Origin of the sequence: Streptomyces sp. NPDC058637, assembly GCF_042717325.1 — a bacterium.
In the GTDB taxonomy this organism is placed as follows: domain Bacteria; phylum Actinomycetota; class Actinomycetes; order Streptomycetales; family Streptomycetaceae; genus Streptomyces.
Map to the genome: position 1 here is coordinate 313,961 of NZ_JBHXRD010000001.1, position 26,503 is coordinate 340,463.

Sequence of the window (26,503 nt, forward strand, 5' to 3'; positions counted from 1 at the left end):
GGGCGGCGCGGAGCGCCTCGCCGGGGGGTGGTGCTCGGGCGACGCTGCGGGCGAATGACTCAGATTACCGGCGGGCGCACCCCCTGGATCAAATCGGCAGGGGGTACGGCGGCCGGCCCGGTGTGATCCGGGCATCTCATCAGCCTTGTTGACAATCGTTTCCACTTTTGTTGAAAATGAATCTCATGAACGTACGCCGCCTGATACCCACCGCCGCCGTCGCCGGAGCAGTCGCCCTCGGCCTCACCGCGCTGTCCGCCTGCTCCTCCTCCGACGCGGCCGACCGCGGGAGCGGTGACAAGCTGGACGTGGTGGCGTCCTTCTACCCGATGCAGTTCCTGGCCGAGGAGATCGGCGGATCGCACGTGTCGGTGACCAGCCTGACGAAGCCGGGTGTGGAGCCGCACGACCTGGAGCTCACCCCGCGCCAGATCGGTGGGCTGGCCGAGGCCGACCTCATCCTGTTCCTCAAGGGCATCCAGCCCGCCGTCGACGACGCCGTCGGCCAGGCCGGCGTCGAGAACACCGTCGACGCGGCGAAGCTCACCACGCTCGAGAACCACGGCACCGAGGTCGACGGCCACGACCACGGGCACGAGGAGGGCGAGGAGCACGAAGGCGAGGAGCACGAGCACGAGGGCGAGGAGGCCGGTGCAGACCCGCACATCTGGCTGGACCCGGTAAAGTACGCCGAGGTCGCCGAGGGTGTCGGGAAGTCCCTGGAGAAGGCCGATCCCGACCACGCCGCGGACTACCGCAAGAACACGGATACCCTGGTCGGCGAGCTGAACGCGCTGAACACGGCGTTCGAGACCGGGCTGAAGGACACCACGACCAAGACCTTCATCACCACGCACTCCGCCTTCGGGTACCTCGCCGAGCGCTACGACCTCACCCAGGAGGGCATCGCCGGCCTCGACCCCGAGGCCGAGCCCAGCCCCGCCCGTATCAACGAGATCCACGCCGTCGCGGAGAAGAGCAAGGCCACGACCGTGTTCTTCGAGACGCTCGCCAGCGACAAGACCGCCAAGACCCTCGCCAAGGACCTCGGGCTGAAGACGGACGTCCTGGACCCGCTGGAGGGAATCACGGACGAGTCCGCGGGCGCTGACTACATCGAGGTCATGGAGTCCAACCTGGCCGCGCTGGAGAAGGCCCTCGGCGCGAAGTGACCCTCGCACCACCCGTACCAGTCGCAGCAGCATCGGAGGCCCTCGTGCCTGAGACCAGTAAGCCAGCCCCAGTGATCAGCATGCGCGGAGGCACGGCCACGCTCGGTGCGCGCACGGTGCTGCGCGGCGTCGACCTCACCGTCGGCCGCGGCGAGGTCGTGGCCCTGCTCGGGGCCAACGGATCCGGCAAGTCCACCGCCGTGCGGTCCGTCATCGGCCAGGTGCCGCTCACCAGCGGATCCGTCGAGCTGTTCGGCACCCCGCTGCGCCACTTCCGCCGGTGGGCCCGCGTCGGTTACGTACCGCAGCGCACCACGGCGGCCGGCGGTGTCCCCGCCACGATCCGCGAGGTCGTCGCCTCCGGGCGGCTGTCCCGTACGAAGCTGCGGCTGCCCGGCAAGGCGGACCGGGCGGCCGTCGACCGTGCCATCGAGCTGGTCGGCCTCGCCGACCGTGCCAAGGACTCGGTGAGCGCCCTGTCCGGCGGTCAGCACCAGCGGGTGCTGATCGCCCGCGCGCTCGCCGCCGAACCCGAACTGCTGATCATGGACGAGCCGATGGCCGGGGTGGACCTGGCCAGCCAGGAGATCCTCGCCGACACCCTGCGCGAGCAGGTCGCGGCGGGTACGACGGTGCTGCTCGTCCTGCACGAGCTCGGCGCCCTGGAACCGCTGATCGACCGGGCGGTCGTGCTGCGCGACGGCTGCGTCACGCACGACGGACCGCCCCCGGAGGCCATGGGCCAGCACGCCCTGCCCGGCCACGACCACGTACACCCCCACGCGGCCTCCGAGCCCGTCCGGACGGGACTGCTGACCTGATCATGGAATTTCTCACACCCCCCTTCATGCAGCGGGCCCTGCTCGCGGCCGTCCTGGTCGGCATCACCGCTCCCGCCATCGGCATCTACCTGGTCCAGCGCCGGCAGGCCCTGATGGGCGACGGCATCGGGCACATCGCGATGACCGGGGTCGGCCTCGGCTTCCTGCTGTCCACCAACCCCGTCTGGATGGCCACCCTGGTGGCCGTGGCGGGCTCGGTCGTCATGGAGCTGATCCGCTGGTACGGGCGCACCCGCGGCGACATCGCGCTGGCCATGCTGTTCTACGGCGGCATGGCGGGCGGGGTGATGCTGATCAACCTCTCCGACACCGGCTCCAACGCCAACCTCACCTCGTTCCTCTTCGGCTCGCTGTCGACGGTCTCCGAGGAGGACGTCACCGCGATCGTCGTGCTGGCGGCCTTCGTGGTGCTGGTCACGGTGGCGCTGCGACGGCAGCTGTTCGCGGTCAGCCAGGACGAGGAGTTCGCCCGGGTCACCGGGCTGCCGGTGCGCGCGCTCAACCTGCTGGTCGCCGTGACGGCGGCGGTCACGGTCACCGTCGCGATGCGGGTGGTCGGTCTGCTGCTGGTCAGCGCGCTGATGGTGGTTCCGGTCGCCGCCGCGCAGCAGATCGCGAAGTCCTTCAAGGTGACGTTCGTGCTGGCCGTCGTGATCGGCACCGCCGTGACCCTGGCCGGCACCGTGACCTCGTACTACCAGGACGTACCGCCCGGCGCCACGATCGTGCTGCTGGCCATCGCCGTGTTCATCGCGCTGACCGCGCTCGCCACGCCGCTGGCGCGCAGGCGGGCACGCGGACGCGTCGCGGACTCCGAGGAGTGCACCCTGGAGGTACCGGCGGCTCGCCCGGCCACGGACGACGCACGGGTGTGACGGTGCCGCCGGGACGGACTGGCACAATGGCCCGACATACGTACGGGCGACACGAGGAGGCACCTGTGGCCACGGCGCCGATCAGTGGCACGAACGCGGCCCCGGTACGCGGCCGGTCGACCAGGCAGCGGGCGGCGGTCGCCGCCGCGCTCGACGAGGTCGACGAGTTCCGCAGCGCCCAGGACCTGCACGACGTGCTGAAGCACCGGGGCGATTCCGTCGGGCTGACGACGGTCTACCGCACCCTGCAGTCCCTCGCCGACGCGGGCGAGGTCGACGTACTGCGCACGACGGACGGCGAGGCGGTCTACCGGCGGTGCTCGACGGGTGACCATCACCACCATCTGGTGTGCCGGGTCTGCGGCAAGGCGGTCGAGGTCGAGGGTCCGGCCGTGGAGCAGTGGGCCGAGACCATCGCCTCGCAGCACGGCTACGTGAACGTGGCCCACACGGTGGAGATCTTCGGGACCTGCGCGGAGTGCGCGGGCGCGGAGAACTGATCCCCCCTGCCCTGCCGTTACGCCGATGGCCCCTCCCCGAGCGGGGAGGGGCCATCGGCGTAACGGGTCAGACCTTCCCCGCGGCCTCCGCGGCCTCCGCGGCGGCCTTCTCCACGGCCTTCTCCTCCGCACCGCCGAAGCGGCGGTCGCGCCGGGCGAACTCCAGGCAGGCGCTCCACAGGTCCCGGCGGTCGAAGTCCGGCCACAGGACGTCCTGGAAGACCATCTCGGCGTACGCGCTCTGCCAGATCAGGTAGTTGGACGTGCGCTGCTCGCCGCTGGGGCGTACGAAGAGGTCCACGTCCGGCATGTCCGGGTAGTAGATGTATTTCGCGAACGTCTTCTCGTTGACCTTCGACGGGTCGAGCTTTCCGGCCGCGACGTCCTGCGCGATGCGCTGGGCGGCGTCGGCGATCTCGGCCCGGCCGCCGTAGTTGACGCAGAAGTACAGCGTCATCCTGTCGTTGTCCTTCGTCTGCTCCTGGGCGACCTGGAGCTCCTGGACGACGGACTTCCACAGCTTCGGCATGCGGCCGACCCAGCGGATCCGGATTCCGAGCTCGTCCATCTCGTCCCGGCGGCGGCGGATGACGTCCCGGTTGAAGTTCATCAGGAACTTCACCTCGTCGGGAGAACGCTTCCAGTTCTCCGTGGAGAAGGCGTACAGCGAGAGGTTCTTGACGCCCATCTCGATGCAGCCCTTGAGCACGTCCATGACGACGCCCTCGCCGACCTTGTGCCCCTCGGTGCGCGGCAGGCCGCGCTCCTTGGCCCAGCGGCCGTTGCCGTCCATCACGACCGCCACGTGCTTGGGCACCAGCTCGCCGGGGATCTTCGGCGGGGTGGCGCCGGAGGGGTGCGGCTCGGGGGTCTTGTACTCACGCCGGTTACGTCCGCCGAGCATCCCGCGTACTGCCATGAGCTTCTCTCGTCTCCCTGTGTCACTTCTCGACGTACCGCAGCGAGCGCAGGCCGCGCTCCAGGTGCCAGTGCAGATAGGCGGACACGAGTCCGCTCCCCTCCCTGACATGACGCGCCTCGGACGCGTCCGCCGTCTCCCAGTCCCCGGTGAGCAGTGCGCTCAGCAGTCCGACGGCCTCCGCCGAGGGTACGACGCTGCCGGGCACCCGGCAGTCGCCGCAGATGACGCCGCCCGCCGCGACGGAGAAGAACCGGTTCGGTCCGGGCATTCCGCACTTGGCGCAGTCGTCGAAGCTGGGCGCGTATCCGTTGACGGCGAGGGAACGCAGCAGGAACGCGTCGAGGATGAGGTTCGGCGCGTGTTCGGCGCGCGAGAGGGTGCGCAGCCCGCCGACGAGCAGCAGGTACTGCTGGACCGCGGGTTCGCCCTCGTGGTCGGTGAAGCGCTCGGCGGTCTCCAGCATCGCGGTGCCGGCGGTGTAGCGGCCGTAGTCGGCGACGATGCCCCTGCCGTACGGCGCGATCGTCTCGCTCTGGGTGCACAGCGGGAGGCCGCGGCCGATGAGTTCGCTGCCGCGTGCGAAGAACTGCACGTCCACGTGGGAGAAGGGTTCGAGCCGCGCCCCGAACTTGGATTTGGTGCGCCGCACTCCGCGCGCGACGGCGCGCACCCGACCGTGGCCGCGGGTCAGGATCGTGATGATCCGGTCGGCCTCGCCCAGCTTCTGCGTACGCAGCACGACGCCGTCGTCCCGGAACAAGCTCATGCGCCCATTGTCGCCCACCGGGGCGTGCGCCCGTCGGCGGTCTTCGCTCCCGGGGCACGGAAGCCGCGACCCGTCACGGAGCGGCTTGCGTGCCGGCCCCGGGAAGGGGCCCCGCGGCCGGTGTGCCGCCCGGAGCCGCCCGGAGCGGGGTTTCCCCTCGCGCCCGGTCGCACGGAGGCGTACGGGCCGCACAGGGGCTTACGCGGGGAGCCCGGGTCCGCCGGGGCGTGCGCTCGGGGTCGGGCCGGCTACGAAGGGGTGCGCGCCGCCGCCGCGAGGAGTGCGGCGGTGTCGGCGGGGCGGAGCTGGAGCGCGCCGCCCACCGTCGTCAGCACCTCGCGTTCGGCCTGGCAGTACGGGCCGTCGGCGAGCGCGATCCTGGCGCCCTGCAGGAGGACCGCCTCGCGGCCGGCCTCGGCCAGATGCGGGGCCAGCGGCTTCAGCACCTCGTGCAGCTCGATGGCGAGGGCCGCTCCGCAGGCCTCGGCCGCAGGGTCCCGGCCGTTACCGGCCCCGGTGTCCGCGGCGAGGACCTCCACGATGGTGAACAGCTGTTCCTGCGTGCAGTCGTCGAGCCCGGCGTCGCGGACGGTGGCCGCCGCGGCCTCCAGGACCGTACGGGAGGTGGTACCGCCCGCCGCGAGCACGGCGAGCGTGACGGTGTGCACGGCCTCCCGCAGCATCGCGGAGAAGCGGGTGGTGGTGGGGTGGTCGAGGGCGTCGGTCGGGAAGTGTTTCAGGCAGGCGGCGCACTCGACGACGGGGCCCGCGCTGCCGCGCCGCAGCAGCGGCATGCCGATCACGGTGAAGCGGTGGCGGCCGGTGAGACGCCGGTAGTTGCGGTCACCGCCGCATCCGGGGCAGAAGAACTCGCCGTCACCGACGGTGTCCCAGACGGTGCGGATGCCGTAGATGCCCAGTCTTGTGGCGCGTTGTCCTTTGGCTGACCGCACGTCGCACACCTCCGTAACGCCCCGGCAACATTGCCGTGTCGGACGTGATGTTAGCCACATACGTGAGGTGGCGTCAGCATCCCGGATGTCACAACCCCGGGAGTTGGCCGAACCCCGCCCACCCGTGGCGGGCGGACGGGGCTCTCGGACCGGACGGCTTCACGGCTGCTTCACGGCTGTTCCACGGCTCATCGGACGTTTGTCCGCGGGGCCGGGCAGCTGCTGTCAGCGGGTCGCGCGGTTGACCGCGGAGACGACCGCCTTGAGCGAGGCACGCGTGGTGTTGGCGTCGATACCGATGCCCCACAGCACCTTGCCGTCGATCGCGCACTCGATGTAGGAGGCGGCCTGCGCGCTCGCGCCCTCGCTCATCGTGTGCTCGGTGTAGTCCAGCAGACGGGCGTCGATGCCGACGGCCTGCAGCGCTTCGAAGAAGGCGGAGATCGGACCGTTGCCCGAACCGGTCAGCAGGGTGTCCGCACCGTCGACGGTGGCCTCGACCGTGATCGTGTCCCGGCCGTCGGAACCGGTCATGGTCTGGCCGGAGCGGATCTGCACGCGCCCCCAGGCGTTGTCCGGGTTCGGCAGGTACTCGTCCTGGAAGGTCGACCAGATCTGGCCCGGCGTGACCTCGCCGCCCTCGGCGTCGGTCTTGGCCTGAATGATCCGGGAGAACTCGATCTGCATCCGGCGCGGCAGGTCCAGCTTGTGGTCGTTCTTCAGGACGTACGCGATCCCGCCCTTGCCGGACTGCGAGTTGACCCGGATGACGGCCTCGTAGGAACGGCCGACGTCCTTCGGGTCGATCGGCAGGTACGGCACCGCCCACTCGATCTCGTCGACGGTCTTCCCCCGGGAGGCGGCGTCGGCCTCCATGGCGTCGAAGCCCTTCTTGATGGCGTCCTGGTGGGAGCCGGAGAAGGCCGTGTAGACCAGGTCGCCCGCGTAGGGGTGGCGCGGGTGGACCTCCATCTGGTTGCAGTACTCGCTGGTGCGGCGGATCTCGTCGATCTGCGAGAAGTCGATCTGCGGGTCGACGCCCTGCGAGAAGAGGTTCATGCCCAGGGTGACCAGGTCGACGTTGCCGGTGCGCTCGCCCTGGCCGAACAGGCAGCCCTCGATGCGGTCGGCGCCGGCCATGATGGCCAGCTCCGCCGCGGCGACCGCGGTGCCGCGGTCGTTGTGCGGGTGCACGGACAGGCAGACGTGCTCGCGGCGGGACAGGTTGCGGGACATCCACTCGAACCGGTCCGCGTGCGTGGACGGCGTCGAACGCTCCACCGTGGCGGGCAGGTTCAGGATGATCTCGCGGCCCTCCTCGGGCTGCCAGACGTCACAGACGGCCTCGCAGACCTCCAGGGCGAAGTCCAGCTCGGTGTCGGTGAAGATCTCCGGGCTGTACTGGTAGCCGAAGATCGTGTCGTCACCCAGGATCTTGTCCGCGTACTCCATGACCAGCCGCGTACCGTCCACGGCGATCTGCTTGACCTGCTCCTTGGAGCCGCGGAAGACCACGCGACGGAAGGTGGGCGCGGTGGCGTTGTACAGGTGCACGGTGGCGCGGCGCGCGCCGACCAGCGACTCGACGGTCCGCTCGATCAGTTCCTCGCGGGCCTGCGTCAGGACGGAGATCGTCACGTCCTCGGGGATCGCGCCCTCTTCGATGATGGAGCGCACGAACGCGAAGTCGGTCTCGCCGGAGGACGGGAAGCCGACCTCGATCTCCTTGTAGCCCATGCGTACGAGCAGGTCGAACATCTCGCGCTTACGGGCCGGGGACATCGGGTCGATCAGTGCCTGGTTGCCGTCGCGCAGGTCCGTGGACAGCCAGCGGGGCGCCTGCGTGATGCGGTTGTCCGGCCAGGTGCGGTCGGAGATGTCGACGGCCTCGTACCCGCGGTACTTGTGGACAGGCATCCCGGAGGGCTTCTGCAGCTGCGTCGCGTTGGTGACCGGAGTGGGTCCGCCCACGGGGGAAGCGGCGTTCTCAGCGGGATTTACGGCAGTCATGGCGTACGGCTCCTCTTGGTCCAGCAGGGGCGGCCGACTGTGTCGCTGCAACAGCGAACTCCGCGGGGAGGGAGCCGGCCTACGACTACAGGCCCTCGCCGCGGCAGCTAAGAAGGAGCAGCCCGAAACGCATGATGCGGCAACACTAACCGAGGGGCGCCTGGTGCGTCGGTCCGTATCAGTATGCGGGATCACGCCGCGATGAGGGCAAAACGGTGATTCATCACTCTATTTCGTCAATCGCGATCGCAACCAGTGACAGCGCGATCACGGAGTGCCACAGTCGTTTGCATGCAGCCTCGCACCAACGGGTTCCAGCCCGTCTTCTGCACCATCGTGCCGCCCCATCTCCTCGAAAAGCTGTCCCAGGCGGACGATCCTGTCCTGGCCGGCCCCGCCCGCCGCACCCTGGAGGCCGACGGGGCACGGCGCCGCCACCGGCAACTGACCGCGATGGCCTGGGCGCCCGACCGCCCGCGCACCGCGGACCCCGTCCCCACCAAGCCCCACCGCACCCTGTACGACTGCCGCCACGGCACGGACCTGCCGGGCCACAAGGTCCGCGACGAGGGCGACGAGGCCACCCGCGACGCCAGCGTCAACCGCGCGTACGCCGGACTCGGCGCCACCTTCGAGCTCCTGCTCACGGAGTACGGCCGCAGCTCGATCGACGGCAAGGGGCTGCCGCTGATCGGCTCCGTGCACTACGACGAGAAGTACAACAACGCCTTCTTCGACGGCGAGCAGATGGTCTTCGGAGACGGGGACGGGGAGATCTTCCTCGACTTCACGGTCGCCATCGACGTGATCGCCCACGAGCTGGCGCACGGCCTGACCCAGTACACGGCGAACCTCACGTACGAGGGCCAGTCGGGCGCGCTCAACGAGTCCGTGTCGGACGTGTTCGGCTCGCTCGTCAAGCAGTACTCGCTGGGCCAGAGCGCGGAACAGGCCGACTGGCTGATCGGCGCGGGACTGCTCGCGCCCCGGGTGAGCGGGGTCGCGCTGCGCTCGATGAAGGCCCCGGGCACGGCGTACGACGACGATGTGCTCGGCAAGGACCCGCAGCCCGCCTCGATGGACGACTACATCGAGACGGACGAGGACAACGGCGGGGTGCACCTCAACTCCGGCATCCCCAACCGTGCCTTCTACCTGCTGGCCACCGCGCTCGGCGGCAACGCGTGGGAGCGGGCCGGCGGAATCTGGTTCGACGTCCTGACCGGGGGCGAGCTCACGCAGAACGCGGACTTCGCGGACTTCGCCCGGCTGACGGTCGCGGCGGCCCGTCACAGGTTCGGCGAGGGCGACGAGGTGGAAGCTGTGCTGAAGGCATGGTCGGAGGTGGGCGTACCGACCGCATGAGCGGGTAGGAGGGCCCGGCGGTCCGCCGGGGGCCCTCCGGGTACGGAGCGGGCCGTCCGGGCGGGTTCAGGCAGGAGCCAGTACGCATGCGCATTCAGGTGAGCCGGACCGGCGGATTCGCCGGCGTCGCACGTCATGGCGAGGTCGACACCTCGGGCCGGCCCGACGCCGCGGAGTGGGAGGCCCTGGCCGAGGCGGTGCTCACCGCCCCCCGGGGCGGCCCGCCCGCGGGGGTGCCGGACGGATTCCGCTACCGGATCACGGTCGGCGACCGGACCGTCGACTGCGCGGACCCGCGGCTGACCGACGCGCAGCGGGCGCTGATCTCCCGGGTCCTGAAAGAGGGTGCGTAAAAGCTGTCCCGTGATCCCTGGCGGGACAGCCCCAGCCCGACGCCCCGCGTCCGGCCCGCACTCGTACAGCCCGGCGCCGTGCGCTCGCAGGGGGGACGCGCTGCTCCGGTGCGGCACGCCGGGGCGCGTGCCGCACCGGGGCTGCCGCTCAGAACCCGAGCTTGCGCAGCTGCTTGGGGTCGCGCTGCCAGTCCTTGGCGACCTTCACGTGCAGGTCCAGGAAGACCGGCGTGCCCAGCAGCGCCTCGATGTGCTTGCGGGACTTCGTGCCGACGTCCTTCAGCCGCTGGCCCTTCGGGCCGATGATGATGCCCTTCTGGCTGGGGCGCTCGATGTAGACGTTCGCGTGGATGTCGAGCAGCGGCTTGTCCGCCGGGCGGTCCTCGCGGGGCAGCATCTCCTCGACGACGACCGCGATGGAGTGCGGCAGCTCGTCCCGCACGCCTTCGAGCGCGGCCTCGCGGATCAGCTCCGCGACCATGACCATCTCGGGCTCGTCGGTGAGATCGCCCTCCGGGTAGAGCGGCGGGCTCTCGGGGAGCAGCGGGGCGATCAGGTCGGCCAGCAGGCTCACCTGCTGGTCCTTGACCGCGGAGACCGGGACGATCTCCGCCCACTCGAAGCCGAGCTCCTCACCGAGGCGGGAGACGGCCAGCAGCTGCTCGGCGAGCGTCCTGGGGTCGACGAGGTCGGTCTTGGTGATGATCGCGATCTTCGGGGTCTTCCTGATCCCGGCGAGTTCCTTGACGATGAACTTGTCGCCGGGGCCGAGCTTCTGGTCGGCGGGCAGGCAGAAGCCGATGACGTCGACCTCGGCCCAGGTGGTCCGTACGACGTCGTTCAGCCGCTCCCCGAGCAGGGTGCGCGGCTTGTGGAGTCCCGGTGTGTCCACCAGGATCAGCTGTGCGTCCGGGCGGTGCACGATGCCTCGCACCGTGTGCCGGGTGGTCTGGGGGCGGTTGGAGGTGATCGCCACCTTCTGACCGACCAGAGCGTTCGTGAGGGTGGACTTGCCCGCGTTGGGGCGGCCCACGAAGCAGGCGAAGCCGGCCCGGTGGGGGGCGTTGTTCTCAGCCTGCTGGGCAGCAGCTTCTGTGTTCGGTCGAGCGCTCATGGCGCCCATTCTCCCCGATCCCGGCGGCGCCGTTGCACAGCAGGGCGCCGCCGTGGTGGTTCAGCCCGCGGAGACGGTGCTCCGGAGTGTCCCGTCGGGCCCTGCGAGCAGCACCGGAGTGCCGGGTCCGCCCAGGTCACGGACTGCGGCCCGGTCCTCGGCGGAGGGGGCGGCGGCCTCGGAGACGATCGCGGCGGCCTCCAGGGATGTGGCCCCGCCGGCCACCGCCATCGCGACGGCGGTCCGCAGCGCACTGAGCTTCAGCGAGTCCAGGGCCACGGTGCCCGCCGCGTACGTACGTCCCGTCTCGTCCCGTACGGCCGCGCCCTCCGGCACTCCGTTGCGGGCGCGGACGCTGCGGGCCAGGGTGACGATCTTGCGGTCCTCGGGTCCGAGGTCGGTGTCGGTCATGTGCTGAGCATACGAAGCGTGCGGGCACCCGCGCCGCAACGGGGTCCGGTCACGGCACGGGATACATGGACCCGCGCCGCCCCTCCGGCGAGGCCGGCCACTGGAGCCGGGCCTCCGTGCCGGTGCCGGGCAGCGGGGTGTGCGGCACGATCACCAGGTCAGGGCGGGCGGGCACCCGCAGCTGGGTGGACTCCACGGTCAGGGTGCCGACGAGCGGGTGCTGGAGTTCCTTGCGGATCTGGCCGCCGGGGGCGACGTCCCGCTGGTCCCGGAGTGCCTGCGCCGGTCCGCCGCCTGAGCTCCTGCCGCTACGGCCGGTCCAGCCGGAGGCGCTCCGTCTTCGGGAGTCCGGCCACCACCAGGTCGTAACTGTCCTCGACGAGCTCCCGGACCATCCGGTCCGGGAGTCCGCCGACGGTCACCGTGTTCCAGTGCCGCTTGTTCATGTGCCAGCCGGGCACGATCGCGGGGTGCTCCTCGCGGAGCCGCAGCGCGTCGTCCGGATCGCACTTGAGGTTGACCGTCAGCGGGCTGCCGTCCAGCGCGCTGAGGGCGAACATCTTCCCCAGAACCTTGAAGACCGAGATCTCGGGCCCGAAGGGGAACTCCTCGGCGCAGGCGTTGAATTCCAGGCAGAACCCGCGCAGTTCCTGGGGCGTCATTCCGGTTGCGCTCCCTCCGGTTCCACCAGCACCGTGACGATCTTGTTCCTCCGGCCGGCCGGGGACTCCGCGGTCAGCCGGAGCCTGCGCCCGTCGGGAAGGTCCACCACCGACGAGGCCCCGGCGATCGGAACCCGTCCGAGGGCCTTCGCGAGCAGGCCGCCGACCGTCTCCACGTCCTCGTCGTCGTACTCGTCGAGGCCGAACAGCTCACCGAGGTCGCCGATGTCGAGCCGTGCGGTCACCCGGTAGCAGCCGTTCTCCAGCTCCTGCACCGGCGGGAGCTCGCGGTCGTACTCGTCGGTGATCTCGCCGACGATCTCCTCGAGGATGTCCTCGATCGTGACGATGCCGGCCGTACCGCCGTACTCGTCGATGACGACGGCGACGTGGCTGCGGTCCTGCTGCATCTCGCGCAGCAGGTCGCCCGCGTTCTTCGTGTCGGGGACGAACGCGGCGGGGCGCATCGCCGTGGAGACCAGGTCGGATTCCGCTTCCCGGTTGACGTGCGTCTTGCGGACCAGGTCCTTGAGGTAGACGATGCCGACGATGTCGTCCTCGTTCTCCCCGGTGACCGGGATCCGCGAGAAGCCCGAGCGCAGGGCGAGGGTCAGCGCCTGGCGGACCGTCTTGTAGCGCTCTATGCAGACCAGGTCGGTGCGGGGCACCATCACCTCGCGTACGAGGGTGTCGCCGAGCTCGAAGACCGAGTGCACCATGCGGCGCTCCTCGTCCTCGATGAGCGACTCCTGCTCGGCGAGGTCGACCATCGCGCGGAGTTCGGCCTCGCTGGCGAAGGGGCCCTTGCGGAAGCCCTTGCCCGGGGTCAGCGCGTTGCCGATGAGGATCAGCAGCTGCGGGACGGGGCCCATGATCCTGGCCAGCGGCAGCAGGACGTACGCCGCGGCGGTCGCCGTGTTCAGCGGGTGCTGGCGGCCGATGGTGCGCGGCGAGACCCCGATGGCGACGTAGCTGACGAGGACCATCACACCCATGGCGACGGCCAGCGCCTCCCAGGTCTCCGGGAACTCCTCGAGGCAGGCGTACGTGACGAGCACCCCCGCGGACATCTCGCAGGCGACCCGCACGAGCAGGGCGACGTTGAGATAGCGGGTGGGGTCGGCGGCGACCTGCTCCAGCTTGGCACTGCCCCGCCGCCCGGCCCGGACGGCCTCCGCCGCCCGGAAGCTGGACGTGCGCGCGATGCCGGCCTCGGCGCAGGCGGCGAGCCAGCCGACCACGACCAGCAGGACGGCGCCCGAGATGAGGGGGACGCTCACGAGACGGTGGGGGCGGGGGACGGGCCGGTCAGCCCGTGCTCACCACGCCAGCCGTCGACGATGGCGGCCTGGAGGCCGAACATCTCGGCCTTCTCGTCCGGCTCCTCGTGGTCGTAGCCGAGGAGGTGCAGCACGCCGTGGACGGTGAGGAGCTGCAACTCCTCGTCCATGGAGTGCTGGGTGTCCGCCTCTTCGCCCTGCTTCTTCGCGACCTCCGGGCAGAGCACGATGTCACCGAGGAGCCCCTGCGGGGGCTCCTCGTCGTCCTTCGCCGGCGGACGGAGCTCGTCCATCGGGAAGGACATGACATCCGTCGGGCCGGGAAGGTCCATCCACTGGATGTGGAGCTGCTCCATGGCGGCGGTGTCCACCACGATCACCGAGAGTTCGGACAGCGGGTGGATCCGCATCCGGGTGAGGGCGTAGCGGGCGATGTCGAGGATCGCCTGCTCGTCGACCTCGGTTCCGGACTCGTTGTTGACGTCGATCGACATGGTGCGCTGCGACTACTTCCCGTTGCGGCCGTTGCGGCCCTCTTCGTTGTCGTACTTCTCGTACGCGTCGACGATACGGCCGACCAGCTTGTGCCGGACGACATCCTGGGAGGTGAGCCGGGAGAAGTGCACGTCCTCCACACCGTCGAGGATCTCCTGGACCTGGCGCAGACCGCTCTTCGTCCCGTGCGGGAGGTCGACCTGGGTGACGTCACCGGTGATGACGATCTTCGAGTCGAAGCCGAGCCTGGTGAGGAACATCTTCATCTGCTCGGCGCTGGTGTTCTGCGCCTCGTCGAGGATGATGAACGCGTCGTTCAGGGTCCGGCCACGCATGTACGCCAGTGGTGCCACCTCGATCGTGCCCGCCGCCATCAGCCGCGGGATGGAGTCGGGGTCGAGCATGTCGTGCAGTGCGTCGTAGAGCGGGCGCAGATACGGGTCGATCTTGTCGAAGAGCGTGCCGGGCAGGAAGCCGAGCCGCTCCCCCGCCTCCACGGCGGGCCTGGTCAGGATGATCCGGCTGACCTGCTTGGACTGCAGGGCCTGGACCGCCTTGGCCATGGCGAGATAGGTCTTGCCGGTGCCGGCGGGGCCGATGCCGAAGACGATGGTGTGCTTGTCGATCGCGTCGACGTAACGCTTCTGGTTGAGCGTCTTGGGGCGGATCGTGCGGCCGCGGCTGGAGAGGATGTTCTGGGTGAGCACCTCCGCCGGTGTCTCGGCGCCGTCGCCGGTGCCGTTGCCGCTCGCCCTGAGCATGGCGATCGAGCGTTCCACAGCGTCCTCCGTCATCGGCAGTCCGGTGCGGAGCACCAGCACCATCTCGTCGAAAAGCCGTTGGATCAGGGCGACGTCCGCCGCGCTGCCAGTCGCGCTTATCTCATTGCCCCGGACATGGATGTCGACGGCCGGGAACGCCGTTTCGATCACGCGCAGCAGGGAGTCTCCCGATCCCAGGAGCATCACCATGGGGTGTGCGGCGGGGATCCTGATCCGGGCTCGCGGCTGCGGCTGTGTAGGTGACTGAGTCATGGGCCGGCCCTCGGGCCTGCACATACCTCCCGTTGCAGGGCAGTCGCTGCTCGACGGCCTCTGGAGTACCAGCGTACGACTTGGCACCGACAACACCGAGAGGTTTTACCGGCTGATCATCAGCCCTTCACTGGCGGAAGCCGATGGTCGGGACGGCGCGGCGCAGCGGCCATGCCCGGCTGGTGGCGGGCAGCAGTTCCTCCAGGAACGCGTACCGCTCCAGGGCCGCCGGGTCCTGGTCGGCGCAGGTGCGTACGTGCTGCCACCAGGCGGCGATCTCGACCCAGCCGGGCGCGGACAGTGATCCGCCGAACTCCTGGACCGAGAGCGCGGCGGTCAGTCCGGCGAAGGCGAGCCGGTCGGCGAGCGGCCAGCCGGCCAGGGTGCCGGTGACGAACCCGGCGACGAAGACGTCGCCCGCCCCGGTGGGGTCCAGGGCCTCGACCGCGATGGCGGGCACCTCGGCGGCGGTCCCGGTGGCCCGTTCCACGGCGTACGCGCCCTCCGCGCCCAGGGTGACGACGACGAGGGGTACGCGTGCGGCCAGGGCCTGCGCGGCGGCGCGCGGGCAGTCGGTACGGGTGTAGCGCATGGCCTCCTCGGCGTTGGGGAGGAAGGCCGAGCAGTGCCCGAGGTCGGGCAGTGCGTCCAGGTCCCACCGGCCGGTCTCGTCCCAGCCGACGTCGCCGAAGACCATGGCGCCGTCCCGGGCGGCGCCGGTCACCCATGGCTCGCTGCGGCCGGGGGTCAGCGAGGCGATGGCGGCGCGGGCGCGGGGCGGGCAGTGCGGGAGTGTCCGGCCGGAGGTCGCGGCGGGGACGGGGGCGGGTGCCTCGTGGCCGTGCGAGACCATCGTGCGCTCGCCCTCGTAGGCCATGGAGACGGTGACCGGTGAGTGCCAGCCGGGGACCGTGCGCGACATCGAGAGGTCGATGCCCTCGCCCTGTTCGAGAGCGTCCCGGCAGTACTCGCCGTAGTGGTCGTCGCCGAACGCGGCGGCCAGCGAGGTGCGCAGTCCGAGCCGGGCGAGCGCGGTGGCCATGTTGGCGACGCCGCCGGGGCTGGAACCCATACCCCGGGCCCAGGACTCGGTGCCGCGTACGGGTGCGCTGTCGAGGCCGGTGAAGATGATGTCCAGGAAGACCGGGCCGGTCAGGAAGACGTCGCAGGGCGGGTCCTGCGGGGCGCGCAGCCCGAGCAGCGGGTCGATGCCTGAGATGTCTGTGCTCACCGTGCGCTCCCGGCCGTGGTGGATCTGGACAGTGCGAGATCCGGCCAGTGTGCCCGATGCGCCCGCGTGACCGGAGGGTCCGCGCCACCGCGCTCACACTTGCTCCGACCTGCATAAACATCCGCCGCTACCCGGTCGGAAGGCGCATAAACCCGTAAGTGACCCAGATCACATCGAGGCTGCTTTCCGTCCGCTCTGCGCGCTTGATACAAATTGGCCCGCGAGCACCGTTCGGGACAGCTGACGACGAGTGTCGCATCTCCCGCTTTTTATTGCCTTGCCCCCTTTGCGTCACCCTCACTCCGCATCACCCCTCGCTCCGCCCTGCCCGGATCCGCCGGGCCCCCCGCGTCACCCCCGCCTTACCCTCCCCTGCCTTTCTCCTGCCTCTTCTGGCATGTCTTCAGGAACGCCCATGTCCTCGCGCCCCCGCGCCGCGTGGCCCCTGGTCGCCGTGTTCACCGCCGGTTACCTCGCCGCCTATCTGCTCCCCACCATCGTCGGCCGCCTCAGCGCCTATCTGGGGCTGAGCTCCGCCCAGGCGGGCCTGGTCGGCAGTGCCCTGCTGCTGAGTTCGGCCTCGGCCGGTTTCGCCCTGGCGGGACGCGTCGAGCGGTACGGGTCACGGAGACCGGCGCGCGTCGGACTGATACTGGCCGTGCTGGGCTACGGCTGCGCCGCGCTGACCGCCTCGGTCCCGCTGGTGGTCGCGGGTGTCGTGGTCGGCGGGTTCGGCTCCGGCACGGCGACCGCGGTCGCGACGGCCGGCATCGCCGCGCAGCGTGACCCGCACCGGACCTCGTCCCTGGGGCTGCTCAGCGTCTCGGCGACGGCGGGCCTCCTCTATCTGACGGTCCCCCACCTCGGCGGAGGTCACCGCCTGCCGTTCGCGTCGATCGCCCTGGTCGCGCTGCTCGTCTGGCCCGCCACGTCCCGGCTGGGCGGTTCCTCGCCCGCCGGCGCCGCCTCGGCCGTCCAGGGGCGGCTGCCGCACCGGCGGTCGGGCCTGGTGCTGGCCGGCGGGATGCTCGTCTGGTCCATGGCGCAGAACGCCCTGTGGGGGGTCAGCAGCCGGATCGGTGTCGTCCAGGTGGGGCTCTCCGAGGTGACCGTCGGCGCGGTGTTCGCGGCCGCGCTCGGGGCCGGTCTCCTCGGCGTCATGGGGGCCGGGATGCTGGGCGCCCGGCTCGGACGGGCCGTGCCGATCGGGCTCGGGACCGTGATCATCGCGATGAGCATCGTGCTCAGTTCCTCGGCCGAGGACCTCGGCGCGTTCGCGACCGGCGAGATCATGTGGAACGCCTTCTACCCGGTCGTCCTGTCGTATCTGATCGGCCTGGCGGCCTCACTGGACGTGCGCGGCCGCTGGGCGGTCCTGGCGGGCTCGGCGTCATCGGTCGGCGTGGCCTGCGGACCCGTCCTCGGCAGTGTGCTGTCCGAGGAGGCCGGTTACGCGGTGATGGGCCTGATCCTGGGCGCCGCCACGCTGCTGGTCGCCGCCCCCGTGACCGCCGTCGCACTGCACACCGGAGGGCGCCCGCTGGTGCCCGGTTCCGTCCGGCGCAGGGGCGGTGCCCCGGCGGCACTGCTCGCCGCGACGACCGGCAGCCTGTCCGGCGCGGTGCCGAAGCTGGGAGCACCGGAGCAGGCCGTCACGGAGATCAGTGTTCCCGCGCTGCGCCGCAGGCGGCTCGTCAGGAGCGCGTTCCGGACGGCCGGCCCGGCGGGCGGACCGGGTCAGTCGAACGCGTACGCCTCGACCTCGGCCAGGTAGCGCGCCCTGCGCTCCTCGTCGTGGTCGAGGAAGGCCGCCTCGAAGGAGTTCCGGGCGAGGGTGCGCAGTTGCTCGTGGTCCAGGGCGAGTGCCTCGTGGACGGCCTGGAAGTTGTCTCCGGCGTATCCGCCGAAGTAGGCGGGGTCGTCGGAGTTCACCGTGCAGAGCAGCCCGGCGGCCATCATGGCGGGCAGCGGGTGGTCCTCCAGCGTGTCGATCGCGCGCAGCCGTACGTTGGACAGCGGGCAGAGCGTCAGCGGGATCCGCTCGGAGACGAGCCGGTCCACCAGGTCCCGGTCCTCCATGCAGCGCAGGCCGTGGTCGACGCGCTCGACGCCCAGGACGTCCAGGGCCTCACGGATGTACTCCGGTGGGCCCTCCTCGCCCGCGTGGGCGACCTTGCGCAGGCCGAGGGCCGTGGCCGCGGCGTACACCTCGCGGAATTTCGCGGGCGGGTGGCCGACCTCGGCGGAGTCCAGGCCGACGGCGCTGATGCGGTGCAGGTACGGTTTCGCGGCCTCCAGGGTCTCCAGCGCCGACTCGGCGGACTTGTCGCGCAGGAAGCACATGATCAGCTGGGTGGAGATGCCGTGCGTCTCCTCGCTGCGCTCCAGCGCCCTGCCGAGTCCCTCGATGACGGTGCCGATCGGGACACCCCGGCCGGTGTGGGCCTGCGGGTCGAAGAATATCTCCGCGTGGCGGACGCCCTGGGCGGCGGCGCGGGCGAGGTAGGCGTCGGCCAGTTCGGCGAAGTCCTCCTCGGTGCGCAGGACGGCCATGAGGGCGTAGTAGAGGTCGAGGAAGCTCTGCAGGTCGTCGAAGAGGTAGGCGGTGCGCAGCGCCTCGGTGTCCGCGTGGGGCAGGTCCACGCCGTTGCGTGCGGCGAGGGCGAAGGCCAGCTCGGGTTCAAGGGTTCCTTCGATGTGGAGGTGGAGTTCGGCTTTGGGGAGGTGCACGGGGATCTCGTCACTGGTGGCGGGTGGGTACGGGGACCGTGATCAGGTCCTGGGCGATGGTCAGTTCGCCTTCGAAGCCGGCTGCCCTGGCCTGGTGCTCGAAGGCCTCGGGGTCGTTGTAGCGCTGCGAGAAGTGCGTCAGCACGAGGTGCCGTACGCCTGACTCCTTCGCCACGCGTGCGGCCTGGCCCGCGGTGAGGTGGCCGTGGTCGGCGGCGAGCCGGCCGTCCTCGTCGAGGAAGGTGGACTCGATGACCAGCATGTCGCAGCCCTCGGCGAGCGCGTACGCGCCGTCGCAGAGCCGGGTGTCCATGACGAAGGCGAACCGCTGCCCGCGCCGGGGCTCGGAGACCTCGTCGAGCGGGATGCCGCGCAGGACACCGTCACGCTGGATCCGCCCGACGTCCGGACCGCGGATGCCGTGCTCGGCGAGCTTCTCGGGGAGCATGCGCCGACGGTCGGGTTCGGTGAGGCGGTAGCCGTAGGACTCGACGGGGTGCGAGAGGCGGTGGCTGTCGAGGGTGTACGCGTCCGTGGTGGCGAGGATCCCGTCGGCGGCGACCGGGACCTCGGCCAGGTCGACGGACTGGCGGTAGGCCGTCGCGTACCGCAGCCGGTCGAAGAAGTGCTGCCCGCTCGCCGGGAAGTGGGCGGTTACGGGGTGCGGTACCTGGTCCAGGTTGATCCGCTGGATCACCCCGGCCAGTCCCAGCGAGTGGTCCCCGTGGAAGTGCGTGACGCAGATCCGGTCGATGTCGTGCGCGGCGACGCCCGCGCGCAGCATCTGGCGCTGGGTGCCCTCGCCGGGATCGAAGAGGATGCCCTCGCCGTCCCAGCGCAGCAGGTAGCCGTTGTGGTTGCGGTGGCGGGTCGGGACCTGGCTGGCGGTGCCGAGGACCACGAGTTCGCGTACGGACACGGTGTGCGGACCTGTCTAGCCGGGGGGCCACTGCATCCCGCGCCCGCCCAGGACGTGGGCGTGCGCGTGGAAGACGGTCTGGCCGGCACCGGCACCGGTGTTGAGCACGATGCGGTAGCCGCTCCCGGTGATGCCCTCGTCGGCGGCGACCAGACCGGCCTCGCGCAGCACGTCCGCGGCGATCTGCGGTTCGGCGGCGGCGAGCGAGGCCCCGTCCGGGTAGTGCGCCTTCGGGATGACGAGCACGTGCGTGGGGGCCTGCGGGTTTATGTCACGGAAGGCGACGGTCGTGGCGCTCTGGCGGACGATGGTCGCCGGGATGTCGCCCGTGACGATCTTGCAGAACAGGCAGTCGGTCTGCGGCTCTCCCGCCATGGCCCGGCCTCCTCGGTCGTTTGGTGATCGCGATCGGTACACCGGCATGCTATCCGCCCGCGCCCACAGGACGGCCGGTCCGCGTGCCGGGGCCCGCCGGGACGGGGGTGAGGTGGCCCGGGAGGGACGGCCGACGGGGCGCGGGCGGCCTGGGGGCGTCTCCCGGCACGGTGGCCTGGAGGTGACAGCCTCCGCCGTGACGGGTTCGGACGGAACCCGGAAGCTGTGGCCCGGGTGGCGGGCCCAGGTGACGTCTCCCGGGACGAGGGACTGAGGGTGACGGCCTCGGACGGGGCACGGCAGCGGCGGCCCGGGTGGCGGGCCCCCGTGGCCTCTCCCGGGACGAGGGCCTGAGGGTGACGGCCTTCGTCCCGGGAGAGGCCACGGGCAGGAACCCGGAAGCGGGGAGGCGGCGGACGCGGGGCGGTGCCTACCGGGACGGCAGCCCAGGGTGGCAGCCCCTGGGTGAGAGTTCGCGAACGGCCGTCCCCGGCGCGGCGGTCGCTCAGCTCCAGCGTCCCGTACGGCCCATCAGGAGCGCCGCCGCGGCCGTCCCCGCGGTCGAGGTCCGCAGCACGCTGGGGCCGAGCCGGTACGGCGGCGCGCCCGCCTCGGCGAAGGCGGCGAGTTCCTGCGGGGAGACTCCGCCCTCGGGGCCCACGACCAGCACGATCGAGCCCGTGGCGGGGAGCTCGGCGGTGGCGAGCGGCGCGCTGCCGGTCTCCCGGTCCTCGTGCAGGACCCCCGCGAAATCGGCCGAGGCCAGCAGCGCGGCGACCTGCTTCGTCGTCATCACGTCCGCGACCTCCGGGAACCGCACCCGGCGGGACTGCTTCCCCGCCTCCCGGGCCGTGGTGCGCCACTTCGCCAGGGACTTGAGCCCGCGGTCGCCCTTCCACTGGGTGATGCAGCGTGCCGCCTGCCAGGGCACGATCGCGTCGACGCCCGTCTCGGTCATCGTCTCGACGGCGACCTCCCCGCGGTCGCCCTTGGGCAGCGCCTGCACGACGGTGATCCGGGGCACGGGCGCCGGTTCCTCGTGGACCGTGGCGAGGCCGGTGACGACGAGCCGGTCCTTGCCCTCGGCCGCCCGTACGACGCCTTCGGCCCAGCGGCCCCGCCCGTCGGTCAGGACGAGGTCCTCCCCCGGGTTCAGCCGCTTCACGGACACGGCGTGCCGCCCTTCGGATCCCTCCAGGACGAACTCCGGCCCACTGGGCATGTGCTCGACGACGAAGACCGGTGCCGTCACTGGGCACTCCTCCCACTCACTGCCGCACGCGCGGCTTCCGTCTCGGCGGCGAGCAGTTCCACGAGTTCCCCGGCGGGCAGCTCGCGTGCCATCCGGTGCCCCTGGCCCGCCCACAGGGCCATGCCCTGCGGGTCGCCGGCCTCGGCAGCCGCCTTGCGCAGCCCGCTGGTCATCTGATGGACCTGCGGGTAGGCGGCGGGGGCGTACCTGCCGTGCTCGCGTACGAAGCGGTTGACCAGCCCTCGCGCGGGGCGCCCGGAGAACGCTCTGGTCAGGGCCGTCGTCACGAACAGCGGGTCGGTCAGGGCCCGCTTGTGCAGGGGGTGCGCCCCGGACTCGGGGCAGGCCAGGAAGGCGGTGCCGAGCTGTGCCGCGTCCGCGCCCGCCGCCAGCACCGCCGTGATCTGGGAGCCGCGCATCAGCCCGCCGGCCGCGACGACCGGCAGCCGCACGCTCTCGCGGACCTCGGCGACGAGGGTGAGCAGGCCGGTGCCGGTGAGGCCGCCCTGCGGGTCGTCGCGGTGCGTGGACTGGTGGCCGCCCGCCTCGGTGCCCTGGACGCAGACCGCGTGGGCGCCCGCCCACTGGGCGTTCCGCGCCTCCTGGGGTGTGGTGACCGTGACGACGGTGAGCGTGCCGGCCGCGGCGAACGCGTCGAGGACCTCGCGGGTGGGGCAGCCGAAGGTGAAGGAGACCACGGGGACGGGGTCCTCCAGGAGGATCGCGACCTTGGCCTCGTAGCCGTCGTCGCCGCTGGAGTCGGGGTCGCCGAGCGGGGTCTCGTACCAGGACGTCTCACCGGCGAGCTGATGGCGGTAGACCTCCACCGCGCTCGGGTCGGCGAGCAGCGGCTGCGGCATGAAGAGGTTGACGCCGAAGGGCCGGCCGGTCAGGCGGCGCAGCTGCTTGATCTCGTGGTACATCCCGTCCGCCGTCTTGTAGCCGGCGGCCAGGAAGCCGAGCCCTCCGGCGTCGGCGACGGCCCCGACCAGCTGCGGGGAGGAGACACCGCCCGCCATCGGGGCCTGCACGATCGGATACCGGCAGAGATCGGTCAGCGCCAAGGACATGACGGCATCGTGCCACGTCCCGTGCGGGGCGCCGAATCAGCCGATCCGGCCGTCGAGGGGCGGGTCGCCGCACCACCGCACCGCCCGCCGGTACGGAACCGGCGGGCGGTGCGGTGTGGACGTCGTGCGGGGTTCAGCGGCCGTTGAAGGCGTCCTTCAGCCGGGAGAACAGGCCCTGCTGGCCCGGCTGGAACTGGCCGGTGGGCCGCTCCTCGCCGCGCAGCTTGGACAGCTCCCGCAGGAGGCGCTCCTGCTCGGGATCCATCTTCGTCGGGGTCATGACCTCGACGTGGACGATCAGGTCACCGCGCCCACCGCCGCGCAGATGCGTGATGCCGCGCCCGTGCAGCGGGACCGACTGGCCGGACTGGGTGCCGGGCCTGATGTCGATCTCCTCCAGCCCGTCCAGTGTCTCCAGCGGCACCTGGGTGCCGAGCGCGCCGGCCGTCATCGGGATCGTGACGGTGCAGTGCAGGTCGTCGCCCCGCCGTTGGAACACCGCGTGCGCCAACTCGTGGATCTCGACGTACAGATCGCCGGCCGGGCCGCCGCCGGGGCCGACCTCTCCCTCGCCCGCGAGCTGGATGCGGGTGCCGTTGTCGACACCTGCGGGGATCTTCACGGTGAGGGTGCGCCGCGAGCGGATGCGGCCGTCGCCGGCGCACTCGGGGCAGGGGGTCGGCACGACGGTGCCGAAGCCCTGGCACTGCGGGCAGGGCCGCGAGGTCATGACCTGTCCGAGGAAGGACCGGGTGACCTGGGAGACCTCGCCGCGGCCGCGGCACATGTCACAGGTCTGCGCGGAGGTGCCGGGTGCGGCGCCCTCGCCACTGCAGGTCGTACAGACGACCGCCGTGTCGACCTGGATGTCCTTGGTCGTGCCGAAGGCCGCCTCGTTGAGGTCGATCTCCAGCCGGATCATGGCGTCCTGGCCGCGCCGGGTCCGCGAACGGGGCCCGCGTTGGGCGGCGTTGCCGAAGAACGCGTCCATGATGTCGCTGAAGTTGCCGAAGCCGCCGGCTCCGAAACCGCCCGCGCCGCCACCGCCGGAGGCGGACAGCGGGTCGCCGCCGAGGTCGTAGACCTGCTTCTTCTGCGGGTCCGACAGCACCTCGTAGGCGGCGTTGATCTCCTTGAACCGCTCCTGGGTCTTCGGGTCCGGGTTGACATCCGGGTGCAGCTCGCGTGCGAGCCTGCGGAATGCCTTCTTGATCTCGTCCTGAGATGCGTCGCGGCGCACGCCGAGTACGGCGTAGTAGTCCGTGGCCACTTACGACTCCGCCAGGATCTGTCCGACGTAACGTGCCACTGCGCGTACCGCTCCCATCGTTCCGGGGTAGTCCATGCGGGTCGGTCCGACCACGCCGAGTTTGGCGACTGCCTCGTCGCCCGAACCGTAGCCGACCGCGACGACGGACGTGGAGTTGAGGCCCTCGTGGGCGTTCTCGTGCCCGATCCGTACGGTCATGCCTGAGTCCGTGGCCTCACCGAGCAGCTTCAGCAGGACGACCTGTTCCTCCAGTGCTTCCAGCACCGGTCGGATCATCACAGGGAAGTCGTGCCCGAAGCGGGTGAGGTTGGAGGTGCCGCCGATCATCAGCCGCTCCTCCGTCTCTTCGACCAGAGTTTCGAGAAGGACGGAGAGCACCGTCGAGACGGTTCCCCGGTCCTCGTTCTCGAAGGATTCCGGCAGGTCCTGCACCAGTTGCGGAACGTCCGCGAAGCGGCGTCCGACGACCCGGCTGTTGAGCCGGGCCCGCAGATCGGCGAGAGAGGTCTCGCCGAACGGGGCGGGGCAGTCGATCATACGCTGTTCGACCCGGCCCGTATCCGTGATCAGTACGAGCATCAGACGGGCCGGAGCGAGCGAGAGCAGTTCCACGTGCCGCACCGTGGAACGGGTCAGCGAGGGGTACTGCACGACGGCGACCTGCCGGGTCAGCTGCGCGAGCAGCCGGACCGTGCGGCCCACGACGTCGTCGAGGTCGACCGCGCCGTCGAGGAAATTCTGGATGGCCCGGCGCTCCGGCGACGACAGGGGCTTGACGCCCGCGAGCTTGTCGACGAAGAGCCGGTATCCCTTGTCCGTCGGGATACGCCCCGCACTGGTGTGCGGCTGGGCGATGAAGCCCTCGTCCTCCAGCACCGCCATGTCGTTGCGGACGGTGGCCGGGGAGACCCCGAGCCTGTGCCGCTCCGTGAGCGCCTTGGAGCCGACGGGCTCCTCGGTGCCGACATAGTCCTGGACGATGGCGCGCAGCACTTCGAGTCTGCGTTCGCTGAGCATCGCGCACACCTCCAGCTGTGGTTCTCCGGTGTCTGCCTGGCACTCTGTGTGTTCGAGTGCCAGCAATCCCCCCGGTCAGTGTACGGGGGCGGGGTGGGGCGGGGGCAAGGGCGACCGGCCATGCCGTCGCGGGACCGCGCAGGTCGTTGCCGATAGCGTCACCGTATGGACGTCTCTTGGGAAGACCTCGGCTGGGAGCGGTTGGGCAACGGTACGGGACGCCGACGCCTTCCCGTCTGGGACGCGACCGCCGCGCTGGTGGCCGGGGCGGACGGCGTGCTGCTCTACGACACCGGTTCGACGCTCCGCGAGGGGGCCGCGCTGAGGACGCAGGCGGAGGCCCTGTTCGGCCGCAGGGTGACGCATATCGCACTGAGCCACCCCCATTTCGACCATGTGCTGGGCACCGCCGCGTTCGCCGGGGCGGAGGTCTACGGGGCGGTCGGCACGGCCGGTCTGCTGGGGCGGCACGGGGCGGCGGGGCTGCGCGCGGACGCGATGCGGCACGGGATGAGCGAGGAGGACGCCACGGCGGCGACGGACGTGCTCGTGGCGCCGCACCACCAGGTGAGCGGGGAGTGGACGCTCGACCTGGGCGGTGGCCTCCAGGTGCTGCTGGCCAACGTGGGTCCCGGGCACACCGGCCACGACCTCGCGGTGCTGGTGCCGGGCTCCCCCGTCGTGGTGCTCTGCGGTGATCTGGTCGAGGAGTCCGGCGAGCCGCAGGCCGGCCCGGACGCGGCCCCGTCCCACTGGCCGGCCGCCCTGGACCGGCTGCTGGAACTGGGGGGCGAGGACGCTTCGTACGTGCCGGGGCACGGCGCGGTGGTGGACGCCGCGTTCGTACGGGCGCAGCGCGACCGGCTGGCGGCCCGTTTCGGCGGGTCCTGAGCGTGTCGCCCTCTATCGTCGTGCCATGCGCAGCTACCAGCCGGACCTGACTCCGCCGTGGAAGAGGTCCGCCCCCGCACCCGAGGTCCCCGCCGAGCCCGATCTGGTCGTGGAGGAGGCGGTCAGCGGATTCTGCGGTGCGGTGATCCGGTGCGAGAAGACGGCCCAGGGGCCCACGGTCACGCTGGAGGACCGTTTCGGCAAGCACCGGGTGTTCCCGATGGAGCCGCGCGGATTCCTGCTGGAGGGCCGGGTGGTCACCCTCGTGCGGCCGTCGGCCGGCGGGCCCACGCGCCCTGTGCGCACCGCCTCCGGTTCGGTGGCGGTCCCCGGGGCGCGGGCGCGGGTGGCTCGGGCCGGGCGGATCTACGTCGAGGGGCGGCACGACGCCGAGCTGGTCGAGCGGGTCTGGGGGGACGACCTGCGCGTCGAGGGCGTGGTCGTGGAGTACCTGGAAGGCATCGACGACCTCCCGGCGATCGTGCGCGCGTTCTCCCCGGGCCCGGACGCCCGGCTCGGCGTCCTGGTCGACCACCTGGTGCCGGGCTCCAAGGAGTCCCGTATCGCCGCCGAGGTCACGGACGCGGACGTGCTCGTCGTCGGGCATCCGTACATCGACGTCTGGGAAGCGGTGAAGCCGTCGTCCGTGGGGATCCCCGGCTGGCCGGCGGTGCCGCGCGGCCAGGACTGGAAGACGGGGGTGTGCCGGGCGCTGGGATGGCCGGAAAACACGGGCGCGGCCTGGCAGCACATCCTGTCCAGGGTCGGCTCGTACAAGGACCTGGAACCGCAACTCCTGGGCCGCGTAGAGGAATTGATCGATTTCGTCACTCTTCCTGCCTGATGTCCCGGAACGGTTGAAGAGGATCCCGTACCGATCCCGGTGAATCTCTGCGCCACCCACGCACCATCGGTTGTCGAGAGGTGTGGGGTTCGGCGGGCCCGGCGTGCCCGACGTCTGCGACGGGCCCGGCGGGCACGGAGGGGCCCGCGT

27 protein-coding genes and 1 pseudogene are annotated in these 26,503 nt (G+C 71.2%); 9 read left to right on the top strand and 19 right to left on the bottom strand.

The features are described from left to right. Positions 1–185: 185 nt before the first annotated feature. From ACFWVP_RS01490 to ACFWVP_RS01505, 4 genes are all read left to right on the top strand, one after another. Positions 186–1,172: a metal ABC transporter substrate-binding protein gene (locus ACFWVP_RS01490; protein WP_384492895.1), complete on the top strand. Its 987-nt coding sequence runs from the start codon at positions 186–188 to the stop codon at positions 1,170–1,172. Positions 1,173–1,252: 80 nt separating this feature from the next. Then, positions 1,253–1,993: a metal ABC transporter ATP-binding protein gene (locus ACFWVP_RS01495; protein ID WP_384492896.1), complete on the top strand. Its 741-nt coding sequence runs from the start codon at positions 1,253–1,255 to the stop codon at positions 1,991–1,993. Between the two features lie 2 nt (positions 1,994–1,995). Continuing rightward, positions 1,996–2,889, top strand: coding sequence for a metal ABC transporter permease (locus tag ACFWVP_RS01500; protein WP_384492897.1), 894 nt, complete (start codon positions 1,996–1,998; stop codon positions 2,887–2,889). Positions 2,890–2,954: 65 nt separating this feature from the next. Further along, positions 2,955–3,389 carry a Fur family transcriptional regulator gene (locus ACFWVP_RS01505; protein WP_384492898.1) on the top strand — a complete coding sequence of 145 codons (435 nt, stop codon included), beginning with the start codon at positions 2,955–2,957 and terminating at the stop codon, positions 3,387–3,389. A 67-nt stretch (positions 3,390–3,456) separates the two neighbouring features. Here ACFWVP_RS01505 and ACFWVP_RS01510 read toward each other — a convergent pair whose 3' ends face one another. The 4 genes from ACFWVP_RS01510 to leuA all read right to left on the bottom strand — a co-directional run bounded on the left by ACFWVP_RS01510 (position 3,457) and on the right by leuA (position 8,040). Continuing rightward, positions 3,457–4,308 (bottom strand): isoprenyl transferase, encoded by an 852-nt coding sequence (locus tag ACFWVP_RS01510; RefSeq protein WP_384492899.1) that lies wholly within the window; start codon positions 4,306–4,308, stop codon positions 3,457–3,459. Positions 4,309–4,330: 22 nt separating this feature from the next. Continuing rightward, positions 4,331–5,077: a DNA repair protein RecO gene (recO, locus tag ACFWVP_RS01515; protein ID WP_384492900.1), complete on the bottom strand. Its 747-nt coding sequence runs from the start codon at positions 5,075–5,077 to the stop codon at positions 4,331–4,333. Positions 5,078–5,325: 248 nt separating this feature from the next. Further along, positions 5,326–6,030, bottom strand: coding sequence for a TerB family tellurite resistance protein (locus ACFWVP_RS01520; protein ID WP_384492901.1), 705 nt, complete (start codon positions 6,028–6,030; stop codon positions 5,326–5,328). A 225-nt stretch (positions 6,031–6,255) separates the two neighbouring features. Next, positions 6,256–8,040 (bottom strand): 2-isopropylmalate synthase, encoded by a 1,785-nt coding sequence (gene leuA / locus ACFWVP_RS01525; protein ID WP_384492902.1) that lies wholly within the window; start codon positions 8,038–8,040, stop codon positions 6,256–6,258. Positions 8,041–8,331: 291 nt separating this feature from the next. On the opposite strand from leuA, the gene ACFWVP_RS01530 reads away from it, so the two are divergent. Further along, positions 8,332–9,405: a M4 family metallopeptidase gene (locus ACFWVP_RS01530; RefSeq protein ID WP_384492903.1), complete on the top strand. Its 1,074-nt coding sequence runs from the start codon at positions 8,332–8,334 to the stop codon at positions 9,403–9,405. 86 nt (positions 9,406–9,491) lie between these two features. Beyond that, the gene (locus ACFWVP_RS01535) at positions 9,492–9,758 is read left to right on the top strand and encodes a protealysin inhibitor emfourin (RefSeq protein ID WP_384492904.1); all 267 of its coding nucleotides are present in this window, start codon (positions 9,492–9,494) and stop codon (positions 9,756–9,758) included. Between the two features lie 148 nt (positions 9,759–9,906). Here ACFWVP_RS01535 and era read toward each other — a convergent pair whose 3' ends face one another. From era to ACFWVP_RS01575, 8 genes and pseudogenes are all read right to left on the bottom strand, one after another. Continuing rightward, positions 9,907–10,881 (bottom strand): GTPase Era, encoded by a 975-nt coding sequence (gene era, locus ACFWVP_RS01540; protein WP_384492905.1) that lies wholly within the window; start codon positions 10,879–10,881, stop codon positions 9,907–9,909. Positions 10,882–10,932: 51 nt separating this feature from the next. Next, complete coding sequence (locus ACFWVP_RS01545; protein WP_384492906.1) at positions 10,933–11,283, bottom strand: cytidine deaminase; 351 nt, start codon at positions 11,281–11,283, stop codon at positions 10,933–10,935. Between the two features lie 49 nt (positions 11,284–11,332). Next, positions 11,333–11,548: pseudogene (locus ACFWVP_RS01550) on the bottom strand (XRE family transcriptional regulator); the annotation flags it as partial. 43 nt (positions 11,549–11,591) lie between these two features. Further along, positions 11,592–11,945, bottom strand: coding sequence for an MmcQ/YjbR family DNA-binding protein (locus ACFWVP_RS01555; protein WP_384492907.1), 354 nt, complete (start codon positions 11,943–11,945; stop codon positions 11,592–11,594). After that, a complete protein-coding gene (locus ACFWVP_RS01560; protein ID WP_384492908.1) occupies positions 11,942–13,225 on the bottom strand; it encodes a hemolysin family protein in 1,284 nt (427 codons plus the stop codon). Before ACFWVP_RS01560 ends, ACFWVP_RS01555 begins: the two co-directional genes overlap by 4 nt. Next, positions 13,222–13,719 carry an rRNA maturation RNase YbeY gene (gene ybeY, locus ACFWVP_RS01565; protein WP_384492909.1) on the bottom strand — a complete coding sequence of 166 codons (498 nt, stop codon included), beginning with the start codon at positions 13,717–13,719 and terminating at the stop codon, positions 13,222–13,224. The genes ACFWVP_RS01560 and ybeY overlap by 4 nt, the downstream gene beginning before the upstream one ends. A 12-nt stretch (positions 13,720–13,731) precedes the next feature. Continuing rightward, positions 13,732–14,754 (bottom strand): PhoH family protein, encoded by a 1,023-nt coding sequence (locus ACFWVP_RS01570; RefSeq protein WP_384492910.1) that lies wholly within the window; start codon positions 14,752–14,754, stop codon positions 13,732–13,734. A 127-nt stretch (positions 14,755–14,881) separates the two neighbouring features. Further along, positions 14,882–15,985 (bottom strand): PfkB family carbohydrate kinase, encoded by a 1,104-nt coding sequence (locus tag ACFWVP_RS01575; RefSeq protein ID WP_384492911.1) that lies wholly within the window; start codon positions 15,983–15,985, stop codon positions 14,882–14,884. A gap of 415 nt (positions 15,986–16,400) precedes the next feature. Between ACFWVP_RS01575 and ACFWVP_RS01580 the strand changes: the two genes are divergently transcribed. Continuing rightward, a complete protein-coding gene (locus ACFWVP_RS01580) occupies positions 16,401–17,759 on the top strand; it encodes an MFS transporter (protein ID WP_384492912.1) in 1,359 nt (452 codons plus the stop codon). On the opposite strand, the gene ACFWVP_RS01585 is transcribed toward ACFWVP_RS01580, so the two are convergent. The 7 genes from ACFWVP_RS01585 to hrcA form a co-directional block, all read right to left on the bottom strand. Then, the gene (locus tag ACFWVP_RS01585; RefSeq protein ID WP_384492913.1) at positions 17,723–18,715 is read right to left on the bottom strand and encodes an adenosine deaminase; all 993 of its coding nucleotides are present in this window, start codon (positions 18,713–18,715) and stop codon (positions 17,723–17,725) included. The genes ACFWVP_RS01580 and ACFWVP_RS01585 overlap by 37 nt on opposite strands. Positions 18,716–18,725: 10 nt before the next feature. Then, on the bottom strand, positions 18,726–19,634 hold the full coding sequence (locus tag ACFWVP_RS01590; RefSeq protein WP_384492914.1) for a ribonuclease Z: 909 nt from the start codon (positions 19,632–19,634) through the stop codon (positions 18,726–18,728). Between the two features lie 15 nt (positions 19,635–19,649). After that, positions 19,650–20,009: a histidine triad nucleotide-binding protein gene (locus tag ACFWVP_RS01595; RefSeq protein ID WP_384492915.1), complete on the bottom strand. Its 360-nt coding sequence runs from the start codon at positions 20,007–20,009 to the stop codon at positions 19,650–19,652. Between the two features lie 505 nt (positions 20,010–20,514). Then, complete coding sequence (locus ACFWVP_RS01600; RefSeq protein WP_384492916.1) at positions 20,515–21,261, bottom strand: 16S rRNA (uracil(1498)-N(3))-methyltransferase; 747 nt, start codon at positions 21,259–21,261, stop codon at positions 20,515–20,517. Beyond that, positions 21,258–22,331, bottom strand: coding sequence for a nitronate monooxygenase (locus ACFWVP_RS01605; protein WP_384492917.1), 1,074 nt, complete (start codon positions 22,329–22,331; stop codon positions 21,258–21,260). The genes ACFWVP_RS01600 and ACFWVP_RS01605 overlap by 4 nt, the downstream gene beginning before the upstream one ends. A 133-nt stretch (positions 22,332–22,464) precedes the next feature. After that, positions 22,465–23,601 (bottom strand): molecular chaperone DnaJ, encoded by a 1,137-nt coding sequence (dnaJ, locus tag ACFWVP_RS01610; RefSeq protein WP_384492918.1) that lies wholly within the window; start codon positions 23,599–23,601, stop codon positions 22,465–22,467. Beyond that, complete coding sequence (gene hrcA / locus ACFWVP_RS01615) at positions 23,602–24,618, bottom strand: heat-inducible transcriptional repressor HrcA (protein WP_384492919.1); 1,017 nt, start codon at positions 24,616–24,618, stop codon at positions 23,602–23,604. A 165-nt stretch (positions 24,619–24,783) separates the two neighbouring features. Between hrcA and ACFWVP_RS01620 the strand changes: the two genes are divergently transcribed. Both ACFWVP_RS01620 and ACFWVP_RS01625 read left to right on the top strand, forming a co-directional pair. After that, a complete protein-coding gene (locus ACFWVP_RS01620) occupies positions 24,784–25,509 on the top strand; it encodes an MBL fold metallo-hydrolase (protein ID WP_384492920.1) in 726 nt (241 codons plus the stop codon). A 25-nt stretch (positions 25,510–25,534) separates the two neighbouring features. After that, entirely contained in the window at positions 25,535–26,353 is an 819-nt protein-coding gene (locus tag ACFWVP_RS01625) for a DUF3097 domain-containing protein (protein WP_384492921.1), read from the top strand. Positions 26,354–26,503 lie beyond the last annotated feature (150 nt).